The organism is Desulfuromonas sp. (assembly GCA_002869615.1).
GTDB lineage: Bacteria > Desulfobacterota > Desulfuromonadia > Desulfuromonadales > UBA2294 > BM707.
The window spans coordinates 34,613-54,891 of the sequence record PKUH01000057.1; the positions used below are offsets into that span (position 1 = coordinate 34,613).

The 20,279-nt window shown below is 55.2% G+C and carries 19 protein-coding genes and 1 tRNA gene; 1 reads left to right on the forward strand and 19 read right to left on the reverse strand.

From position 1 onward, the window contains the following. Positions 1 to 88 precede the first annotated feature (88 nt). Positions 89 to 2,200 carry a fatty acid oxidation complex subunit alpha FadJ gene (gene fadJ, locus C0623_05920; GenBank protein PLY01081.1) on the forward strand — a complete coding sequence of 704 codons (2,112 nt, stop codon included), beginning with the start codon at positions 89 to 91 and terminating at the stop codon, positions 2,198 to 2,200. 119 nt (positions 2,201 to 2,319) lie between these two features. On the opposite strand, the gene C0623_05925 is transcribed toward fadJ, so the two are convergent. From C0623_05925 to C0623_06015, 19 genes are all read right to left on the reverse strand, one after another. Then, complete coding sequence (locus C0623_05925) at positions 2,320 to 2,475, reverse strand: hypothetical protein (protein ID PLY01082.1); 156 nt, start codon at positions 2,473 to 2,475, stop codon at positions 2,320 to 2,322. A 142-nt stretch (positions 2,476 to 2,617) separates the two neighbouring features. Then, positions 2,618 to 3,190, reverse strand: coding sequence for a hypothetical protein (locus C0623_05930; protein ID PLY01083.1), 573 nt, complete (start codon positions 3,188 to 3,190; stop codon positions 2,618 to 2,620). Beyond that, entirely contained in the window at positions 3,187 to 4,761 is a 1,575-nt protein-coding gene (locus C0623_05935; protein PLY01156.1) for a citramalate synthase, read from the reverse strand. Before C0623_05935 ends, C0623_05930 begins: the two co-directional genes overlap by 4 nt. Positions 4,762 to 4,835: 74 nt before the next feature. Continuing rightward, entirely contained in the window at positions 4,836 to 6,071 is a 1,236-nt protein-coding gene (locus C0623_05940) for an aspartate kinase (protein ID PLY01084.1), read from the reverse strand. Positions 6,072 to 6,119: 48 nt separating this feature from the next. Continuing rightward, a complete protein-coding gene (gene lpdA, locus C0623_05945) occupies positions 6,120 to 7,517 on the reverse strand; it encodes a dihydrolipoyl dehydrogenase (GenBank protein ID PLY01085.1) in 1,398 nt (465 codons plus the stop codon). A gap of 4 nt (positions 7,518 to 7,521) precedes the next feature. Beyond that, positions 7,522 to 8,004 (reverse strand): tRNA (adenosine(37)-N6)-threonylcarbamoyltransferase complex ATPase subunit type 1 TsaE, encoded by a 483-nt coding sequence (locus C0623_05950; protein ID PLY01086.1) that lies wholly within the window; start codon positions 8,002 to 8,004, stop codon positions 7,522 to 7,524. Further along, complete coding sequence (locus C0623_05955; GenBank protein ID PLY01087.1) at positions 8,001 to 8,450, reverse strand: hypothetical protein; 450 nt, start codon at positions 8,448 to 8,450, stop codon at positions 8,001 to 8,003. Before C0623_05955 ends, C0623_05950 begins: the two co-directional genes overlap by 4 nt. Further along, complete coding sequence (locus C0623_05960; GenBank protein PLY01088.1) at positions 8,444 to 10,003, reverse strand: bifunctional ADP-dependent NAD(P)H-hydrate dehydratase/NAD(P)H-hydrate epimerase; 1,560 nt, start codon at positions 10,001 to 10,003, stop codon at positions 8,444 to 8,446. The genes C0623_05955 and C0623_05960 overlap by 7 nt, the downstream gene beginning before the upstream one ends. After that, the gene (gene acpS / locus C0623_05965) at positions 10,000 to 10,383 is read right to left on the reverse strand and encodes a holo-[acyl-carrier-protein] synthase (protein PLY01089.1); all 384 of its coding nucleotides are present in this window, start codon (positions 10,381 to 10,383) and stop codon (positions 10,000 to 10,002) included. Before acpS ends, C0623_05960 begins: the two co-directional genes overlap by 4 nt. A gap of 1 nt (position 10,384) precedes the next feature. Beyond that, a complete protein-coding gene (locus C0623_05970; GenBank protein PLY01090.1) occupies positions 10,385 to 11,104 on the reverse strand; it encodes a pyridoxine 5'-phosphate synthase in 720 nt (239 codons plus the stop codon). A 2-nt stretch (positions 11,105 to 11,106) separates the two neighbouring features. Further along, entirely contained in the window at positions 11,107 to 12,483 is a 1,377-nt protein-coding gene (locus tag C0623_05975) for a phosphoglucosamine mutase (GenBank protein ID PLY01091.1), read from the reverse strand. Further along, positions 12,483 to 13,157 (reverse strand): YbbR domain pair protein, encoded by a 675-nt coding sequence (locus tag C0623_05980; GenBank protein ID PLY01092.1) that lies wholly within the window; start codon positions 13,155 to 13,157, stop codon positions 12,483 to 12,485. Before C0623_05980 ends, C0623_05975 begins: the two co-directional genes overlap by 1 nt. A 2-nt stretch (positions 13,158 to 13,159) precedes the next feature. Further along, the gene (locus C0623_05985; protein PLY01093.1) at positions 13,160 to 13,954 is read right to left on the reverse strand and encodes a TIGR00159 family protein; all 795 of its coding nucleotides are present in this window, start codon (positions 13,952 to 13,954) and stop codon (positions 13,160 to 13,162) included. Next, complete coding sequence (folP, locus tag C0623_05990; protein ID PLY01157.1) at positions 13,947 to 14,765, reverse strand: dihydropteroate synthase; 819 nt, start codon at positions 14,763 to 14,765, stop codon at positions 13,947 to 13,949. Before folP ends, C0623_05985 begins: the two co-directional genes overlap by 8 nt. An 88-nt stretch (positions 14,766 to 14,853) precedes the next feature. Beyond that, on the reverse strand, positions 14,854 to 16,743 hold the full coding sequence (locus tag C0623_05995; GenBank protein ID PLY01094.1) for a cell division protein FtsH: 1,890 nt from the start codon (positions 16,741 to 16,743) through the stop codon (positions 14,854 to 14,856). A gap of 106 nt (positions 16,744 to 16,849) precedes the next feature. Then, positions 16,850 to 18,223, reverse strand: a complete 1,374-nt coding sequence (gene tilS, locus C0623_06000) for a tRNA lysidine(34) synthetase TilS (GenBank protein PLY01095.1) — start codon at positions 18,221 to 18,223, stop codon at positions 16,850 to 16,852. Between the two features lie 53 nt (positions 18,224 to 18,276). Next, positions 18,277 to 18,353, reverse strand: a tRNA-Met gene (locus C0623_06005). A gap of 192 nt (positions 18,354 to 18,545) precedes the next feature. Further along, the gene (locus tag C0623_06010) at positions 18,546 to 19,766 is read right to left on the reverse strand and encodes a hypothetical protein (protein PLY01096.1); all 1,221 of its coding nucleotides are present in this window, start codon (positions 19,764 to 19,766) and stop codon (positions 18,546 to 18,548) included. Then, positions 19,763 to 20,221 (reverse strand): hypothetical protein, encoded by a 459-nt coding sequence (locus C0623_06015; protein ID PLY01097.1) that lies wholly within the window; start codon positions 20,219 to 20,221, stop codon positions 19,763 to 19,765. The genes C0623_06010 and C0623_06015 overlap by 4 nt, the downstream gene beginning before the upstream one ends. Positions 20,222 to 20,279 lie beyond the last annotated feature (58 nt).

Below are 20,279 nucleotides of genomic sequence, written 5' to 3' on the forward strand. Positions count from 1 at the left end.
AAAATTATTTGCCTCAACTTCTTGTCCTGCGCCTGATAAACGATATCATTGTGTAAATACAGTCATTTACCATTTCACAGGAGAGATTATGGGCGCAAATATTCAAATTGCCATCTCTGACGGAATTGCATCGGTGACACTGGCCGCTGCCGAGGCTAAAGTCAACATCCTCAACGCCGGGTTTCTGAATGAGCTTGAACAAGCAGCGATTACACTAGCTGCCAATGATTCGCTAAAAGGTGTGATTGTCACAAGTGATCAACCGGGCGGCTTTATTGCCGGAGCCGATATCAGCGAAATTGAAAGCGTATCCGACGCCGAAAAAGGGGCCGGGCTTGCGGCTGTCGGCCAACGCATTTTCACTCGCTGGGAGAATCTGCCGTTCCCCGTTGTTGCAGCCATCCATGGCCACTGTATGGGTGGTGGCACCGAGTTCGCTCTCGCCTGCCACTTCCGAATTGCTGCTGAGGATACAACTCTCGCCCTGCCGGAAATAAAACTTGGCATTCTGCCCGGTTTTGGCGGAACACAGCGTCTTCCCCGCCTGATCTCACTTGAAAAAGCTCTCGATATTATCCTCAGCGGTCGCACCGTCAGGGCAAAAGAAGCCCTTTCCTCAGGCCTCGTTGACCGGATTGCAAATAATCATGACCTGAAACATTCGGCCAGCGATTTTCTCGCTGAAATCATCAACAACCGCGACAGAGTCGAATCTGCTCGGATGAAGAAGCAGGGGGGGTGGCGCCGACTTCTGCTTGAAAAAAATCCGATCGGCCGGACAATTCTTTTCAAGCAGGCTCGCAAGCAATTAGGCAAAAAGACCGGCGGCCACTACCCGGCCCCTCTCAAAGCCCTGGACGTTATCGAAACAACATACGGTACTCCTCTTGACACCGGTCTGAAACTAGAAGCGGCGGCTCTCGGTGAATTGATCATCACCCCGGAAAGCAAGAATCTGGTCCACCTGTATCACCTTTCGCAAAGACCGAAGAAAATTGGTGAGCGGTTCGACCAAACCATTGAGATAAAAAAAGCAGCCGTTCTTGGCGCCGGCGTCATGGGGGGCGGTATCGCCCATCTTTTGGCCAGCCGCGGCATACCGACCCTGATCAAGGATATCAATCAGCAGGCACTTGATGCCGGGATCGAGCACGCCCGCACCCTCTTCCGGAAGGAAATCGAGAAGAAAAACGGCGCCTCGTCAACACTTGATGAAAAGATGTCCCTGCTCACGCCAACACTTGATTACACACAATTTGCAGATGTCGATCTGGTGATCGAAGCTGTGGTTGAAAAAATTGCGATCAAGCAGGCCGTACTGAAAGAGGCCGAACCTCACCTGCCATCGCATGCCATTTTCGCGACCAACACCTCTGCCCTTTCGGTGAGTGATCTGCAGACGAACGCGATGCGACCCGGCAGGGTTGGTGGCCTTCATTTCTTCAATCCTGTTGACCGGATGCCATTGATCGAGGTCGTGCGCGGCAAGCAGAGTTCGGACGAAACCACAGGATCACTTTTCAAACTGGCTGGCAGGATCGGCAAGACCCCGATCATAACCGGCGACCGGACCGGATTCCTGGTCAACCGACTACTTGTGACCTACCTGCTTGAAGCTGCTCTGGCCGCAACCGAAGGGGTCAACTGGATGTCACTCGATAAACTTATCACCCGTTTCGGGTATCCGATGGGACCCTTCCGGCTGGTCGATGAAGTCGGGATTGACATTGCAGTGGAAGTTGGCGACACCCTCTGCCAGAGCTTCGGCTACCTGCAGCCAACTGACCTGCTGCAGAAAATCCTTGATCTCGGATTGCTCGGCAAAAAAGGTGAAAAAGGTTTTTACAGTTACGCCAACGGCCGTTGCCAGGGTGCCAACCACGAAATTGAGCAGGTCCTCCCGGCAACCGGGCGCGACGCGGGCCATAATGAGCTGAAGCGGTTGCTTTACCTGATGGTCAATGAAGCCGGACGGTGTCTTGACGAAGGCATTATTGCTTCACCGGAAGATATTGATACCGGAATGGTGTTCGGGACCGGTTTTCCACCTTTTCACGGTGGACTTTGCCGCTGGGCCGACGCTGAAGGGCTTCCGGATATCGTCAAAACATTAAAAGACTTTGCCGGTCTGCATGGAGAACGATTTGCACCTTGCGCCTACCTGCAAAGCAAAAAACGCTTTTATGAGAAGAAGCCTTAAAGGCAAGGAGATGGAATAAGTAATTCCTGTGGTTGATCTTTAGCGAAAGTCTGGCAGACAAAAGGGCACCCATGCATGATTGCAGGGTGCCCTTTCTGATTAGCTATCAATTTTTATGTTCAGCCGAGATGGAGATTATGGTTGCGGGCGCGATTGGCCAGAATCGTCGGATCAATCACCTCGCCGCATGAACAGCATTTCCATGCATCAAAAGCCCGGACAAAATCATAATACTTCTCGGCATACATGCGACCACGGCATTTCGGACATTTCATAGCATCTCTCCCTTCAATGTATAGGACTATTCCCCGCATGGGGTGAGATGCTACTACTACATAAGTTGTGCCATATTTAAGGTTAAGGCCGGCCGGAAAAATCCATCAGATACGACACTATTAAAAAATTGCTATTTTCCAGTCACTTAGCTGAATCATAATCGGTAAAAAAATATTGATTCCAAGCAGATAGGCTCTTCTTGCCGATACCGGGAACACGTTGCAAGCCGGAAAGCGAGCCAAATTCGCCATATTTTTGACGGTTATTGACTATCCGTAAAGCTGTTTTCTCGCCGATACCCGGCAAAAACAACCAGTCCTCCTCACACATGCGGTCGGGATGGAGCGGAATCCCCAATGCCGCGCGCTTGGCCGCACTCATCCAAGAGATGCTAAGTTCTTTAATCATATCGCTTTTTATCACAAGGTCAACCCTGGCCCCGGAAAGAACAGGTTTCTGCAGGAGTTCCATCGGGACAACAGAATAATCGACATCACGATTCGTCAAATTAATGACACCCCGCCACACGGAACCGTCAATAATTTGATGAATTCCTGGCCCCGGGAAACCTGATCCGAACTCAACCAACACCTTTCCCGGTTGCGTGAATAAAAAAACCGGGCTCTCCTCATTCGCAGGGGCCCGGTTCAGTTGGATTGTCAAAATAATCAGCAGTAGGGCAATCAGTAGAAACTGTCCGCCAGACCGGCTCATTCCTCGGCACCCTCCTGCTCGCACAACAGTTTATACTGCAAGGCATCAACCAATGCCTGGTAAGAGGCATCGATAATATTGTCACTGACCCCGACCGTTCCCCAGCGCCCGGTCTTATCACCCGATTCAATCAAAACCCGGGTTACCGAGGCCGTTCCCTTGCCGGCCGGAAGAACGCGAACCTTGTAATCAAAAAGTTTAATCTGCTTCAGGGTCGGATAGAAACTCTCCAGGGCCTTGCGCAAGGCGTTATCAAGAGCATTAACCGGCCCGTCTCCTTCGGCAGCAGTGTGCTCGACCCGGCCGCCGACCTTTACCTTCACCGTTGCCTCGGACTGCGGCTTCTCGTTCTCGCTGTGCTTGGCATCGATAACCCGGAAGCCGATGACCGTAAAGAAAGGCCTGATCGTACCCAGGGCCCGGCGCATCATCAGTTCAAAAGAGGCTTCGGCTCCTTCGAACTGGAACCCCTTGTTCTCGAGTTCCTTGATCTCCTCGAGCAGCTCCATCGTCATCGGGTCCTTGCTGTCGATGTTGATATTGAATTCTTCCGCCTTGGCCAGGATATTGGAGCGCCCGGAAAGATCGGAAACCAGAACCCGGGTCAGATTCCCAACCTGCTCGGGGCGGATGTGCTCATAGGTTTCGGGGTGGCGCTGGATCGCTGAGACATGCACCCCGCCTTTGTGGGCAAAGGCCGAGTTGCCGACATAAGCCTGGTGCTTGTTCGGAATCAGGTTGGCCAGTTCATAAACGTAGCGCGAGGCGGTCCTGAGATTCCGCATCTGCTCATCGGTCACACATTCACGGCCCATTTTGAGTTTGAGGGCCGGGATGATCGAACAGAGGTTGGCATTGCCGCACCGTTCGCCAAAACCGTTCATCGTCCCCTGAACATGGACAATCCCGTGCTCGACAGCAACCAGAGAATTGGCAACAGCGCATTCGCTATCATTGTGGGTATGGATTCCGAGCGGAGTCTTGATCGTTTTTTTAATCTCGCCAATGATCGATCCGACCTCATACGGCATGGTGCCGCCATTGGTATCACACAGCACGATGCAATCCGTCCCGGCATCCTGGGCGGCCTGCAGCGTTTTCAGGGCGTATTCCGGGTTCGCCTTGTAGCCATCGAAGAAGTGTTCGGCATCGTAAACAACCTCACCAACATTCTGCTTGAGATATTCCAGCGAATCAAAGATCAGTTCGAGGTTCTCTTCGAGGGAAATCCGCAGCGCCTCTTTCACATGAAAATCCCAGGTCTTGCCGAAGATCGTAACGGTATCAGGCTCGGCCTGGATGAGAGTGCGGATATTGTCATCCTTGTCCGGAGTTGTCTTGGCCCGTCGGGTTGAGCCGAAAGCGGCAATTTTAGCCTGTTCCAGACTCTCTTTCTTGATTTCCTTAAAGAAGGCGATGTCCTTCGGGTTCGAACCGGGCCAGCCACCCTCGATGTAGTGAATGCCGAGTTCATCAAGTTTCCGGGCAATCCGGATCTTGTCCGCAACCTGGAACGATATATCCTCGGACTGCGTGCCGTCACGCAGGGTCGTATCGTAAAGCTTGACCATCCTCTGTTTCCCCATCTTCCTTCTCCTCACACTACAATAAGGGCAAAGTGCCCATTGCATGCATTAATAAAAAACTACTCTTCGCTCTTGACGTTTTCATCGTCAAGGCCGAAAGCCTGATGCAGCACCCGGACGGCAAGTTCGGTGTACTTATCGGCGATAACACAGGAGACCTTGATCTCACTGGTTGAAATCATCTCGATGTTGACACCTTCGGCCGAAAGGGTCTCGAACATCTTGCTGGCAATACCGGAGTGCGATCGCATGCCGACACCGACAATCGAGACTTTGGCGATATTTTCATTGGTCTTGACCTCCTCGGCACCGATTTTACCGGCACTCTCTTCAACAATCTGAAGAGCTTTTTTGAAGTCGGTCCGCGGCACCGTAAAGGTGAGGTCTGTAAAACCTTCGTGCGAAACATTCTGAATAATCATATCGACCGTAATGTTCGCATCGGACAGCGGAGTGAAGAGTGCTGAGGCAATTCCCGGCTTGTCCGGTACCCGCATGACAGAGATTTTTGCTTCGTTTTTGTTGTATGTAATTCCCGAAACGAGGACCGTTTCCATATCGGCATCCTCCTCCTTTACCAGTGTTCCCAGGTTATCGTTAAAGCTCGAACGGACATGGATGACCACGCCGTATTTCTTGGCAAATTCAACCGAACGGATCTGCAGAACCTTGGCTCCGAGTGATGCCATCTCGAGCATTTCATCATAAGAGATTTTATCAATTTTCGAAGCGGCTGCGACGATCCGCGGATCGGTGGTATAAACCCCGTCAACATCGGTGTAAATCTCACAGACATCGGCCTCCATCGCCGCCGCCACAGCGACGGCCGAGGTGTCGGAACCACCTCGCCCCAGGGTTGCAATACTGCCATCGGCAGTAATCCCCTGAAAACCGGCGACAATACAGATCGTCCCTTTTTCAAGGTCGGCCCGGATATTCTGGCCCTGAATCTCACTGATCCGGGCCGTTGAATGTGCTTCGTCTGTGTAAATCGGAATTTGCCAGCCGAGGTAGCTTTTCGCCTGATAGCCCATCGACTTCAGGGTCATGGCCAGCAACGCGATCGAGACCTGTTCGCCGCTGGCGACCAGGACATCATATTCACGTTCATCCGGAATATCACAGACCTCGTTGGCGAGGCCGACCAGCTTGTCAGTCTCGCCGGCCATTGCCGAAACAACAACGACGACCTGGTTCCCCTCATCAAAGGTGCGGGCCACCCGGCGGGCAACATTTTTGATCTTTTCAACAGAACCGACCGAGGTTCCGCCATATTTCTGTACGACCAGGGCCATCCGGTTATCTCCTTCTATCCTCTGTTAATCACTCCGCGTCGGGAGTTCTCATTTCTTTTTGCGGCCGGCCTTGTGAATGGCGTGGCCGCCGACGTCCTCGGCCGCTTCCAGTACAATCTCCGGCAAGGTCGGGTGGGCATGAATAACCTCGCCAAGCTGCCCGGCGGTCAGGCCATGGGTCATCGCCACCGCCACTTCGGAAATCAGGGCCGAAGCCTCTGCGCCAACGATCGCCGCGCCGACGATCCGGTCACTCTTTTTTTCTGCCATGATCTTGATCGAACCACGGCTCTCGCCATCACAGAGAGCTTTACCGGAAGCCATATAGGCAAACCGGCCGATATTGACAGTGATCCCCTGTTCCTTGCATTCGGTTTCGGTCAAACCGACCTGGCCGATCTCCGGCAAGGTGAAAATGGCGCTCGGCACCACCGAATAATCAGTGCTCTCGTTACCGCCGAGAGCATTGGCTACGGCAATACCGGCCTGATAGGAGGCGACATGCGCCAGCTGGATTCCGCCGGTGACATCACCGATGGCATAGATATCGGAAGCCGACGTCCGCAAGCCTTCATCGACCTTGATGGCGCCGTTTTCAACCTCAACACCGACCGAGTCAAGATCAAGGCCGGTGATGTTCGGAACCCGGCCGACCGCAACCAGGACTTTGGCAAAAAGCTGTTCCTGATCACCAAATTTCGCCCGGACGCCATCCGGGGTGACTTCAAGAGATTCGACTGCCGTATCGACATGAACGGCGACCGAACGTTCCTTGAACGATTTTTCGACTTCCCGGACAATCTGCCGATCACTCAGCGAGAGGATTTGCGGCAGTGCTTCTACGATTGTCACCCGGCTGCCGAGAGCCGCAAAAATACCGGCAAATTCACAACCTATATAGCCCCCGCCGATCACCAGCAGGCTCTCGGGAAGGTCTTTAATAGCAAGAATTTCATTGCTGGTCAAAATATTTTTCCCGTCGATTGACAGGGCCTGCGGACGGGCCGGAAGCGAGCCGGTCGCAATGATAATCTTTTTCGCCTTGATGCGACCGGTGACCCCCGGCTGACGGATGCAGATTTGCCCTTCCCCCTCAAGCGACGCCTTGCCCTTGATGACATCAACGCTCCGGCTTTTCAGCAACTGCTCAATACCGCCGACCAGCTGCTCAACAACACCATCTTTGCGTTCCATAGCCCGGGAAAAATCAAACCCGACCTCGCCCACGCTTATACCGTGATCGGAGGCATGTGCCAGACGCTCCTTGAGCAGGGCGGTGCTGTAGAGCGCCTTGGTCGGAATGCAGCCACGGTTCAGGCAGGTTCCACCGACCCGGTCGGCTTCGACCAGGCAGACGCAGGCATCCTGCTGGGCGGCGCGGATGGCTGCAACATAGCCGCCAGGTCCACCACCGATTACGGCAATATCATATTCCTTATTCGGCATCCGGTCAGTACTCCTTCCTGGTTTCGGCCAGGTCGGTCAGCAGGTCTTCTCCCGATGCATCGAGCGCGGTCAGGAGAAATGTTCGATCATTCTCTTCTTCGCCATAATCGAGTTGCAGATGCAATCCTTTCAACCTGTGCTGATCGACCAGTCCGGGCCATTCAACGATCGTCACACCCTCTCCCCGCAGATAGGAGTCAAAATCAAGCTCAATCAACTCGTCGGCAGAAGCGAGACGGTAAAGATCAAAATGGGCGATTTCGAAGCGGCCGCGGTAAAGGTTCATCAGCGTATAGGTCGGGCTGTTGACCGCGACCTCTGAAGGGACGCCGAGCCCTTTGGCTATCCCCTGAACCAGACAGGTTTTGCCACTGCCAAGGTCACCCTCAAGCAGAAAGACCGTGGCGCCGGAGCAGAGGCGGCCAAGCGCTTCGCCGACATGCTGCGTCTGTTCCGGCGAATGGCTGACAAACGCCAGAGGCTTCACGCTCCCATGGCCCTGATAATATCGAGTCGCGCGACAACACCGACAACTTTTTCATTTTCAACAACCGGAACAAGCCGGGCTGTCTGGCTGCTCATCATTTCGGCGATCTCGCTGACCGGTGTGTCGAGCGAACAGGTCGCCTTCGGCTCGGTCATAATTTCGCCGACCGTACGGGCGGACATTCTTTTGACATCTTCCATGAATGCCTTTTCGCTTTCGAGGTACAGGACCCAATCGAAGATCGAAACGACGGTCGGTATATGCAATGGCCGATCCCGCTCAATCAGATCGTTTTGCGATATGATTCCTTCCAGGTGGCCATTTTCATCGAGAACCGGCAATGCATTGTAGCGGGTTTCTTCGAAAAGCTTGGCCAATTCTTCAAGACTGCTCTCCCGGCTAACCGACCGCACGTCTTTGGTCATCACATCTTTAGCTGTCAACATAATTCATCCCCTGTCAATAGTTCTTCTCGTGTTGCTGGTAAATCGGCCAGAAGATCCGACGCCAGAACACCGGCCTGGCCTCGGCTTTCGGCAAGGCGGTCGGCTGACCGGCCATGCAGATAAACGCCAAGCAGCGCCGCCGCTTCAGCTTTCATACCCTGGGCAAGCAGGCCGCTGATCACCCCGGTCAGCACATCCCCGGTCCCGCCGCTGGCAAGAGCCGGATTACCGCTGCCATTGATAAAAACCGCACCATCGGGCGTAGCAACAATGGTTCGGGCCCCCTTGAGGACAACAACAACTTGCCGGGAGCAGGCAACCTGCCGGGCAATTGAAATTCGGTCCGACTCGACTTCGGCAACCGACAGACCGGTCAATCGGGCCATTTCTCCGGGATGCGGAGTCAGCACTGTCGGCGCCATCCGCTCCTGTAATATTTCGAGATGACCGGCCAGTGCGTTCAGACCATCGGCATCGACAACCAGTGGCAGCGGGCACTCGCGAACCAGGCGCCGGACAAGTCCGGCAACTTCTTCGCCGGTTCCGAGTCCGGGACCAACGGCCAGCACCGACTTCTGTTGCCACAACTGTTGGATATCGACCAAGGCCTGCATGCTGACCCTCCCGTCGACTTCAGGTAACGGCACAGTCATCACCTCGGTCAGTTTCTCCTCAAAAACCGGATGCAGTTGTGCCGGGCAAGCCAAAGTGGCCAAACCGACGCCGGCCCGCAGGGCCGCTTCAGCAGCCAGAGCAGCCGCTCCCGACTTTCCGCTCGATCCGGCAACCAGCAACAGGTGTCCAAAGGTCCCCTTGTGCCCTGAAGCCGGCCGTTCCGGCAGCAGGAAGCGGGCTGCGGCAAAATCGATAAAATGATGATCAACATCCTGCTGTTGCAGAAGCTGGACCGGAATTCCGATATCGGCGACAACCAGATCGCCGACATATTCGGCTCCCGGATAGATAACCTGGCCGACTTTAGCGCAGGCAAATGTTACGGTCAGGTCGGCTGCAACCGCCGTCCCGAGTACTTTGCCGCTCGTCGCGTCAATTCCGGAGGGTATATCAACGGCAATGATCGCTTCGGCAGCTTCATTCGCCCAGTCAATCGCTTTTTCATAGAGCCCTGAAACCGCGGAAAAAAGGCCGGTTCCGAACAGGGCGTCGACGACAATAATCGGGTCGAGCTGCGGCAACAGGCGCTCGAGCTCATCACTATCGGTGACAAAAAGGACTTCTGCTTCGCTTTTCAGGAGGATATCGAGATTGATCCTGGCATCGCCCGTTATCTTTTCGGCGGCCGCCAGAACGATGGTCAAAACCTGCCAGCCGCGGTTGAGCAGATGCCGGGCAATGACATAACCATCGCCGCCATTATTCCCCTTGCCCGCCAGAATCGTGACCGGACCGGGACAGAGTTCAGCAAAAACATCTTCGAGCTGGTCGACGGTCGCCTTGCCGGCATTCTCCATCAGAACCGGGCCGGGGACATGCCAATCCTCGATCGCTGCCCGATCAAGTTCACGCATCTGTTTTGCCGTCAGTAAAATCATTCTGTCTCCAGCACAACTGTCGCGACCGCGTAATCACCTTCATGGCTGTATGAAAGGTGCAGCCCGGAACAGTCCTGTCCATCGAAAATTTCCCGGGCCCGGCCGGACAACCGCAGCGATGGTTTGCCCAGCGGGTTCAATTCGACGGTCATGTCATGCCAAGAAATGCCGTCACGCAGACCGAGCCCGAGGGCCTTGAGGAAGGCTTCCTTGGCGGCAAACCGGGCCGCAAGATGTGGCGCCGGGTATTTCTTTGCCAGGGCATACTCGATTTCCCCGGCCGTGAAAATCCGCTCGATAACGGCCATTTTCCGATCAAGGAATTTTTCAAAACGGCTGATCCGTGCCAGATCAGTACCGATCCCGGCAAGCGGCGACATCTCAGCCCCCGTGCACCAGGTCGGCCATTTCTCTGACCGCCCGGTCCAGTCCGACCAGTACCGCCCGGGAAATAATGCTGTGACCGATATTGTATTCCTCGACTCCACCGAGGGCGATGACGTCGCGGATATTCCAGTAATCGAGACCATGCCCGGCATTGATGCCGAGACCGAGTTTACGGCCGGCCCGGATGGCGGTTTCGATTTTCGCCAGCTCATTCTTCCGCATTTCCGGCTTTTTGGCATCGCAGTAGGTTCCGGTATGGATCTCGATATAATCAGCGCCGACCCGGTGTGACATCTTGATCTGTTCGATCTCGGGATCAACAAAGAGGGAAACGGTAATCCCGCCCTGGCGCAGCATTTCGACCTGTTTCTTGACCAGCAGGCGGTGCAGGCTGACATCAAGGCCGCCTTCGGTCATCAACTCTTCGCGCTTTTCCGGAACCAGGGTCACCGCGTCAGGAAGTATTTTCAATGCAATCGCAACCATCTCGTCAGTCGGAGCCATTTCGAGATTCATGCGGGTCCGGATCGTTTTCCGGAGCAGCATGACATCACGCTCCTGGATATGTCGCCGGTCTTCACGCAAGTGAACGGTGATGCCGTCGGCGCCGGCCAACTCGGAAACCGAAGCCGCCGTTACCGGGTCCGGCTCGCTTCCGCCACGGGCCTGGCGAATGGTCGCAACATGATCGACATTAACTCCCAGTTTCGCCACGCCTAATGCTCCTCTCTGCGCCCGCCGAGGCTTTTTTCAACCGCGGTGGCGATATCGTGTGCCAATTCGAGAATCTGATCTTCCTTTTCTCCCTCCAGCATGATTCGCAGAAGCGGTTCGGTCCCCGAATAGCGGATCAAAACGCGGCCGCTGCCGCCAAGCTCCCGTTCGGCTTTACCAATCACCTTCTGCACTTCCGGAACCGTTTCAAGCTCGGCTTTGCGATCTACGCGGACATTAAGAAGGACCTGTGGCAGTGAGGTCATAACCTTGGCCAGATCGGAGAGTTTGCGGCCACTGCGCTGCATGATCGCCAGGACCTGGAGCGCCGAAACCATGCCGTCACCGGTCGTATTGTGATCAAGGAAAATCATGTGCCCCGACTGCTCGCCACCGAGGTTGTAGCCATGCTTGCGCATTTCCTCGACAACGTAGCGATCGCCGACGGCTGTCTTGACCACCTTGCCGCCAGCTTCACGAATGGCGATATCGAGCCCCATATTGCTCATGACGGTCGCGACAACCGTCTTCTTGGCGAGCTTTTTCTGCGCCAACAGGTCCGTCGCGCAAATCGCCATGACATGATCGCCGTCAATCAGGATGCCTTTTTCATCAACGAAGAGTACCCGGTCGGCATCACCGTCAAGAGCGATGCCGAGATCGGCATCATGTGCCCTGACCGCTTCCGACATGACATCCGGGTGCAGCGAGCCGCAGCCGGCATTGATGTTGGTCCCGTTCGGCGAAACCCCGAGCCGGACAACCTCGGCGCCGAGTTCCTCGAGAACGGTCGGTGCTATCTTGTAGGCAGCGCCATTGGCACAATCGAGAACAATCTTCAGCCCATTAAGGTCGAGGTCCCGCGGAAAGGAATGCTTGAGAAAAACAATATAGCGGCCGGCGGCATCGTCAATCCGGTAGGCCTTGCCGACATCGGAAGCAATCGGCCGAACCGAGTCGATTTTGCCGGAATCGATCAGATCCTCGATCTCGATCTCGATATTGTCCGGCAGCTTGAACCCGTCGCGCGAAAAGAACTTGATGCCGTTATCCTGGAACGGATTATGCGAAGCCGAAATCATGACCCCGGCATCGGCCCGCATCGATGCTGCCAGAAATGCGATCCCGGGGGTCGGCATCGGACCGATCAGGTAAGCGTCGACTCCCATCGAACAGATGCCGGCGACCAGGGCATTTTCGATCATGTAGCAGGAGAGACGGGTATCCTTGCCGATCAGTATCCGGTGCCGCCGGTCACTCTGTTTCTCCTTGAAGAGATAGGCCGCGGCCCGACCGAGCTGCATCGCAACTTCAGCCGTCATCGGGTAAACATTGGCGACACCACGGACGCCATCGGTTCCAAAAAGTCGCTTGGCCATCACTTCTTCGTTCCCTTTTTGCGTTCCGGCTTGACCGGCTCGATAACAACATTCACTTCGACCGCCAGGTTCTCCTTCAGAGAGGTGAACTTACCGACATAGTCGAGTGGCGTTTCAAGCTGGAAGCTTTCACGGACTTCCGAAATATCGATCGCTTCGGTCACAACCTCGTTGACATTCTTGAGCTCACTCCCGGCACCGACGACAACGACATTTTCCGGGGTGATTTCAATCTTTTCGACTTTAAGGCCCTCCGGAAGAATTCCGGAAAAGACCGTCCTGATCGGAACCTCTTTCTCTTTGACCTTTTCCAGCCGGACATCGACCACCGCCGGTGATATCCGGGTAATCTTCAATGTCCGCGGAATCGAGAAGGTCTCATCAAGACGCTTGAATGACGTCACTCCGGGTGCCAGCCCCTCAAGATCAATTGAAATATTCATATCGGCCGGAGCAAGATTGAGCAAAGCAGTGCGCGGTCCGGAGATCCGGACATCGACGAGGCTCGGGATCTCACTGGTGACAATCAGCCCCTCCGGCACATTCTGCAGCTCCAGAGGAACGGCGTACCCCTTCTCAATTTTCTGTTCCCCCATGACAAAGAACCAGAGGATCAACGCAAAAACAAACGCGAGCAGCTTCAGCATCAGGTTTTCAGTCAACAGATTCAGCATGGTTACTTCTTCTTTTTAATCTTCGGTTTGGTCCGGGGCTCGAGAAGTCTTTTTAGAACGCGCTGCAGGGCGGTGCTGTCAAGATCACGGGTCAGCCGTCCACCGACAACGATAGAAACCTTGCCGGTCTCCTCCGAGACCACGATCGCCACCGCATCGACCAGTTCGGTCAGCCCGATGGCAGCCCGATGCCTGGTCCCGAGTTTTTTGCTTATGGAAACATCCTGCGAAAGTGGCAGGAAACATCCGGCTCGCTTCAGACACCCCTCCTGAATAACCAGCGCTCCGTCATGAATCGGCGAACCGGGAAGGAAAATCGACTGAATCAATTCGCTCGATACCCTGGCATCGAGATCAACGCCGACTTCGAGAAAATCATTGATGCCGGTTTCCCGTTCAACCACGATCAGGGCGCCATGACGCTTACCCGCCAGACTGATCGAGGCCTTGGTCAACTCTTCGATCAGGACCGATTCTTCGCGAAATGAAAGATCGGCAAAGAACGGGTTGCGGCCAACATGAATCAGGGCCCGGCGGATATCGTTCTGGAAGATAACGATAATAACGAGAATAATCGACGCCAGGAAATTATCGAGAATCCAGTGCAGAGTATAGAGTTCTCCGACCTGAGAAGCGACGTAAACGATCAGGATGACCGCCAGACCGAGCAGCATCTGAACGGCCCGGGTTCCCTTGATCAGGAGAAAAATACGGTAGATAATAAAGGCAACCAGTAGAATGTCGAGCAAATCGAGCACCCACCTGAAGCCCTGGAAAAATTGAACAATATCACCCATGATTAAATGATTCCCGGTTCTCCGTTGAACCCTGAGACGATATGGCCCAGGCGACAGTAGCCGCTTCACGGCTCGGCCCGACATCGTGCACCCTGAAAATCCGTGCTCCGGCAGCCACGCCCATGGCAATGGAAGCCAGAGAACCGGCCAGGCGTCGGGCCGGATCATCCTGATGCAGAACTTTTCCGATAAAACTTTTGCGCGAGGTTCCGAGCAGAATCGGTCGGCCGAGAGACCGCAGTTCCCGTAACCTTCTCAGAATCTCAAGGTTCCCTTCGACACTCTTGCCAAAACCGATGCCGGGATCAACCGCGATATGCGTTATCGGCACTCCGGCATTGTCTGCCAGTGTTAGCGATTCATCGAGATATGCGCTGATCTCGGTCATGATATCCCGATAGGTCGTGTCAGACTGCATCGAGTCGGGACGCCCCCGGGTATGCATCACGAACAGACCGGCTCCGAGTCCGGCGACGACAGCAGCCATATCAGGGTCAAAATGCAGGCCGCTGATATCATTGACAAAAGCAGCTCCTGCTTCAACCGCCGCGCGGGCAACGTCGGCCTTGGTTGTATCGATTGAAACCGGCACATCGGCCAGCCTTACGGCGGCCTCTACCGCCGGTACAACCCGGGCCAGTTCTTCATCAATACTGACCGGCAAGGCTCCCGGTCGACTGCTTTCACCACCGATATCGATAAGATCGACACCTTCGTCAACCATCGATTCAATCCGCTCGCGGATTGAATCAGCATCGAGGTATCGTCCACCGTCGGAAAACGAATCGGGTGTGACATTGAGAACGCCCATGATCCGCGGTCGCGTCAGGTCGAGTCGGCAGTTTCGACCAAGCAGAAAAGCAGGCAACCCGGGGCTGTCGTCGGTTCGATCAGCCCGTTCAGTCATCCGTTTCCGGATGACCCTCGTTCAGACAAGGGCCATCTGCCGGAGCGACGGTCTCGCCTTCTTCACCGACATTTTCCTTGAGCTCCTCGGGTACGTCGTCGCCAAAAACAATTTTCTTCAATTCTTCGGCGTCCAGAGTTTCACGCTCGAGCAAGGCTTCGGAAATAGAGACCAAAGACTCCCGGTTCTCACTGAGAATCTTGGTGGTCCGGTCGTAACATTCCTGAACAATGCCGCGGATCTCCTTGTCGATTTCGATCGCCGTTGCTTCACTGTAATTCTTGGTATGACCGATATCACGCCCGAGGAAAACTTCACCTTCTTTTTCACCGAAGGTCAACGGGCCGATCTTGTCGCTCATGCCCCACTCGCAGACCATCTTGCGGGCCAATGCCGTCGATCGCTCAAGGTCATTCGAAGCACCGGTGGTCACCGAATCGAAGCTGATTTCTTCGGCGATACGGCCGCCGAGCAATGTACAGATCTTGGTATAGAGCCCTTCCTTGGTCTCGTTGTATTTTTCCTCTTCCGGCAGATACATGGTCACCCCCATGGCCCGACCACGCGGAATAATTGAAACCTTGTGCACCGGATCGGCCCCGGGCGTAACCAGAGCGACCAGCGCATGCCCCGCTTCATGATAGGCGGTCACTTTCTTCTCTTCTTCGGTAATCACCATCGAGCGCCGTTCGGCCCCCATCATCACCTTGTCCTTGGCCGATTCGACATCTTCCATTTCGACCTGCTTCTTGTCGGCCCGGGCCGCCAGCAGAGCGGCTTCGTTGATCAGATTTTCGAGATCGGCACCGGAGAACCCGGGGGTCCCCTTGGCGACAACCTCAAGGTCTACGTCCTCGGAAAGCGGCGTCTTGCGGGCATGGACCTGAAGAATCCGGGTTCTGCCCCTTACATCGGGACGCGGCACCGTAACCTGGCGGTCGAAGCGGCCCGGACGGAGCAGGGCCGGATCGAGAACATCCGGACGGTTGGTCGCGGCGATCAGGATGACCCCTTCATTCGACTCGAAACCATCCATCTCGACCAGCAGCTGGTTGAGGGTTTGTTCCCGTTCGTCGTGCCCGCCGCCGAGACCGGCACCACGATGGCGACCGACCGCATCGATTTCGTCGATAAAGATGATACAGGGCGCATTCTTCTTGCCCTGGACGAAAAGATCGCGAACCCGACTGGCGCCGACACCGACAAACATCTCGACAAAATCGGAACCGGAGATCGAGAAGAACGGGACACCGGCTTCGCCGGCGATTGCGCGGCCGAGCAGGGTTTTACCGGTTCCGGGAGGCCCGACCAGGAGCACGCCCTTCGGAATCCGGCCGCCGAGGCGGGAGAATTTCTTCGGATCCTTGAGAAAGGAAACAATCTCCTCGAGCTCATCCTTCGCTTCGTCAATCCCGGCGACATCGCTGAAGGTGACCCGCGCCATGGTATCGGAGAGCAGCTTGGCCCGGCTCTTGCCGAAGCTCATCGCCTTGCCGCCGCCCGACTGCATCTGCCGCATGAAGAAGATCCAGACGGCTATCAGCAGGAGAATCGGCCCCCAGGAGACGAGGAGCGTAAACCAGAAGCTGCGATCCTCGTCCGGCTTCGCCTCGATGACGACCCCCTTATCCCGGAGCTCGGAGATCATGTTCGGATCGTTCGGCGAATAGGTCGTAAACTTGCCTTCGTCGACATAGGATCCGGTGATATCCGACCCCTGCACCGTAATCTTCTCGACCCGGCCCTCTTCGACCGCGGTCAGAAAAGCGGTATAACTGATCGGTTTCTCATCCTGATTTTTTTGCCCCATCATGTTGAACAACATGATCATGACCAGACAGATCACGAGCCAGAGTGCGAGATTTTTATAGAACTGGTTCACCGTACCCCCTAAGAGTGTGTGAGAGTGGAAGTTTCGTTTGTAATCATGCGTAAATATTAGGCTTATGTAACACGGAAATTTAACACAAAAAATGACGCCTCACAAGCTATTCAACAGCTTGTTTTGGCGTAAGAAGTGTGATTTTTAAAAGTTTTTCATTGCCAACGGGGAAATATCGGCCGCACCGCCTCTTTCCGGCCAGCCAGATGATCTCTTCTCCGGTGCAAACAACCGGAGTTTTCAGCCGTTCTTCCCGTTCGACCTTGGCGTCAATAAAGTAATCCTTGACCAGCCGGGTCCCCTCCATGCCCGAGGGCTGAAAACGGTCACCGGGACGTGGTGAGCGGACGACCAGCGGAAAACGGAGCGCCGATGCGGGGAAGAGAACGGTTCGGTGGTCCTCCTCACCCTGGCCATTAATGCTGACCCGCAGGAGGTCACCGGATGGCAGCGCATAATCGCCCGGACCGGGAACAGACAGCTCAAAAGCTTCAACCTCGGGTCGCGATTGGCTGCACAGCAAACGGCCGTAACGACGTCCGACCCAGAGGCCCGGCAAATCAAGATCCGCCTGCGGACGACTGCCGGAGATCAGCGCTTCAATCTGGTCGATATGTCCGGCCTCGAGACCGGACAGATCATTGTGAACCTGCCGCAGGAAAGCACGGAGCAAGCGCCGCCGCTCAGCCCGGCTGATCGATTCGAGAACCGCGATCGGGAAGATGCAGCCATCATCGGCCGATTCACCATGCTCGTCGAGCAGCGTCCGGGACAGCCGAGCCCAGTAATCCTCCTCATCGGCCGCCTGGCCGGCCAGTCGATTCAGCGCATCGACCAGGTTCGGATTATACTCCGCAAGTTGCGGCATCAACTGATGCCGGATCCGGTTCCGCGTGAAGGCGATGTCGTCATTACTCGAATCGTCGCGCCAGGAAAGGTTTCGCTGCTGCAGGTACTCGCGCAATTCGTCCGCCCGGAAACCGAGGAGTGGCCGGAGGTACCGGTCCGCCTTCAACCGCATGGCGGCAAGGCCGCTCAGGCCGCTCCCGCGCAGCAGCCTGAACAGTATGGTCTCGGCCTGATCATCGCCATGGTGCGCAAGGACGATCTTTGCACATTTCTGCTGCCGGGCCAGCCGCTCGAAAAAACTCCGCCGGGCCTGACGCCCGGCCACCTCAATCCCGGTTTTCCGGGTCGTCGCCAGCTGCCTGACATCAACAGATTCCTGGAACAGTTCGAGTTGAAGCTGGTGACAAACATTGGCAACAAAACCGGCATCGGCAGCGCTTTCCGGCCGCAGTTGATGGTCAAGATGAGCGACGGCAAGTGAAAAAGGATAAGCCGGCGCCAATTCGGCAAGCAGATGAAGAAGGGCCATGGAATCAGCCCCGCCGCTGACCGCAACAAGCAATTTTTCATCGTCGGCAACGAGATCATCTGTGCGGAGAACCTGTTCGAGTCGCTTCAACATGTCAGTCATCTGGTCTCAAATAAAAAGCCCTCTCCGCGGAAACCGGAAAGGGCTTTTTGAAATGGTGGCGGTGCAGAGATTCGAACTCCGGACACTGCGGATATGAGCCGCATGCTCTAACCAACTGAGCTACACCGCCTTAAAATTTCAACCGCGCCTCCCGTGGAAGCAACCGGTATTAATCACTCAAGCTCATGACGGCCTGCTGACAGGTAGTCGCTTTACCCTTTAAATTCAAGGGTTTGCCAAATCAATCGTGGCGGCGGCCGACAGGGAGAAATTTATATAACAAGCCTCGGCTGATGTCAAGCAGAAAGGGTGGGAAAAACCATCACTCTGCATAGCCGGAGCGATACTTCCGGGCTTCGACTCCGGCCTGGGCAATCTGTGAAGGGTTAAGCAAGCCCTTCACCCGCGGCAGGGCACTCGCCGCATCGGCGTTCCCCTGTTCGGCGGCCAGCGAAAGCCAGGCGTAACTCTTCACCAGATCAGCCAGCACCCCCTTGCAGGTCAGGTAGTAATCAGCCAGATTAAACTGGGAAATCGGCTCGCCCTTGCGGGCTGCTTTTTCGAACCAGCCGATAGCCTTTCGGTCACTCTGCTCGACGCCGCGCCCCTGACGATACATCAGTCCCATGCTCGCTTCGGCTTCCAGGTGCCCCTGATTCGCGGCTTTCCGGTACCAGTCGGCCGCCTGGCGATCGCTCCTGAGCACGCCCTGCCCTTCGGCATACATCAGGGCAAGCATGTACTGGGCATCGGCGTCGCCGGTCCTGGCAACTTTTTCATACCATTTGGCCGCGGCGCGATAATCCTGCGGAACCCCCTTGCCCTCGTAATAGAGATCGGCCAGCTGTTGCTGCGAGCGGAGGTCACCATTCTCGGCCGGCTTCTGGTAAAATTCAGCGGCCCTGGCAAAATCCTGGCCGATCCCTGCGCCGAAGAAATACATATCAGCAGCAGCGAGACTTGATTTGACGTGGCCCTGCTCGATCGCCATGCCGAAATACTTGATTGCCTCGGCCGGATTTTTTTCACCGGCTATGCCATCGCGATAAATAACCCCGAGATTATACTGAGCTTCCTCGTCGCCAAATTCAGCCGCCTGTTTGAACCACTTGGCAGCTTCCGCCATATCCTTTTCAACACCTTCTCCGGTTGCGTATAGCATCGCCAGATTACTGATCGCCTCGGGCTGCTGCTGCTGCGCCGCCAGCCGGTACAGTTCGGCCGCCTTTTCCATATTCTGCTCAACAGACCGCCCTTCGGCATACATCCGCCCGAGATTCAGCTGCGCCTCGCGCAACCCCTGGGCGGCCGCCATTTCATACCATTTTACCGACTCGTACTCATCGACATAACCCCCTTCACCGGTTTCGTACATGCGGCCGAGCGTAAACTGGGCATTAACATCGCCGGCTTCGGCCTTGTCGAGAAGTTCATAAATATCGACTGCCGCAAACAGGGGTGAAACAAGCAGTCCGAGTATCAGCGTGATCAGGATTGTATTTCGCAACATGGTTGTCCTCATTTTTTGTGCAAACAAGTTCAAGCAGGCATCGACAACACAAAAGACTCGCGTTGCCGCCGTTCCGGAATCATCGCAAGCATCGCCTCGGCTTTTTTGCGGACATTATCCGGAACAACTATGTAATAGAGAACCTGGTTCTCTGATGCATAAACAGCAAACGTTTTCAGTTCGGCCCGGGCCGACGGAGCATCGAGACTGCCCTCTGTTTCCACCTCGAACAGGACCTTGCGGCCGTCTTTTTCCGCCATAACATCGGGGACAAAATGATGATCGTGCTCCGTTGAATATATCGGCTCCGGCCGCAGGCTGGCAAATCCTTCAAGGTGCCCAGCCCGGATCGATTCATAACCCCGCTGCTGGAGGTTAACGACCAGGGCATCGATCAAATCCAGATGCTGCCGTTCTTCAGTCGCTGAGCGAATTGTCATTTTGACATACCCTTCACTCCCCTCACTGAACGAATAAAACGGGATCACTTCCTCAGGCTATTCCATAGCTTTATACAGTAAAAGCCTGGACGATACAACAGAAAAC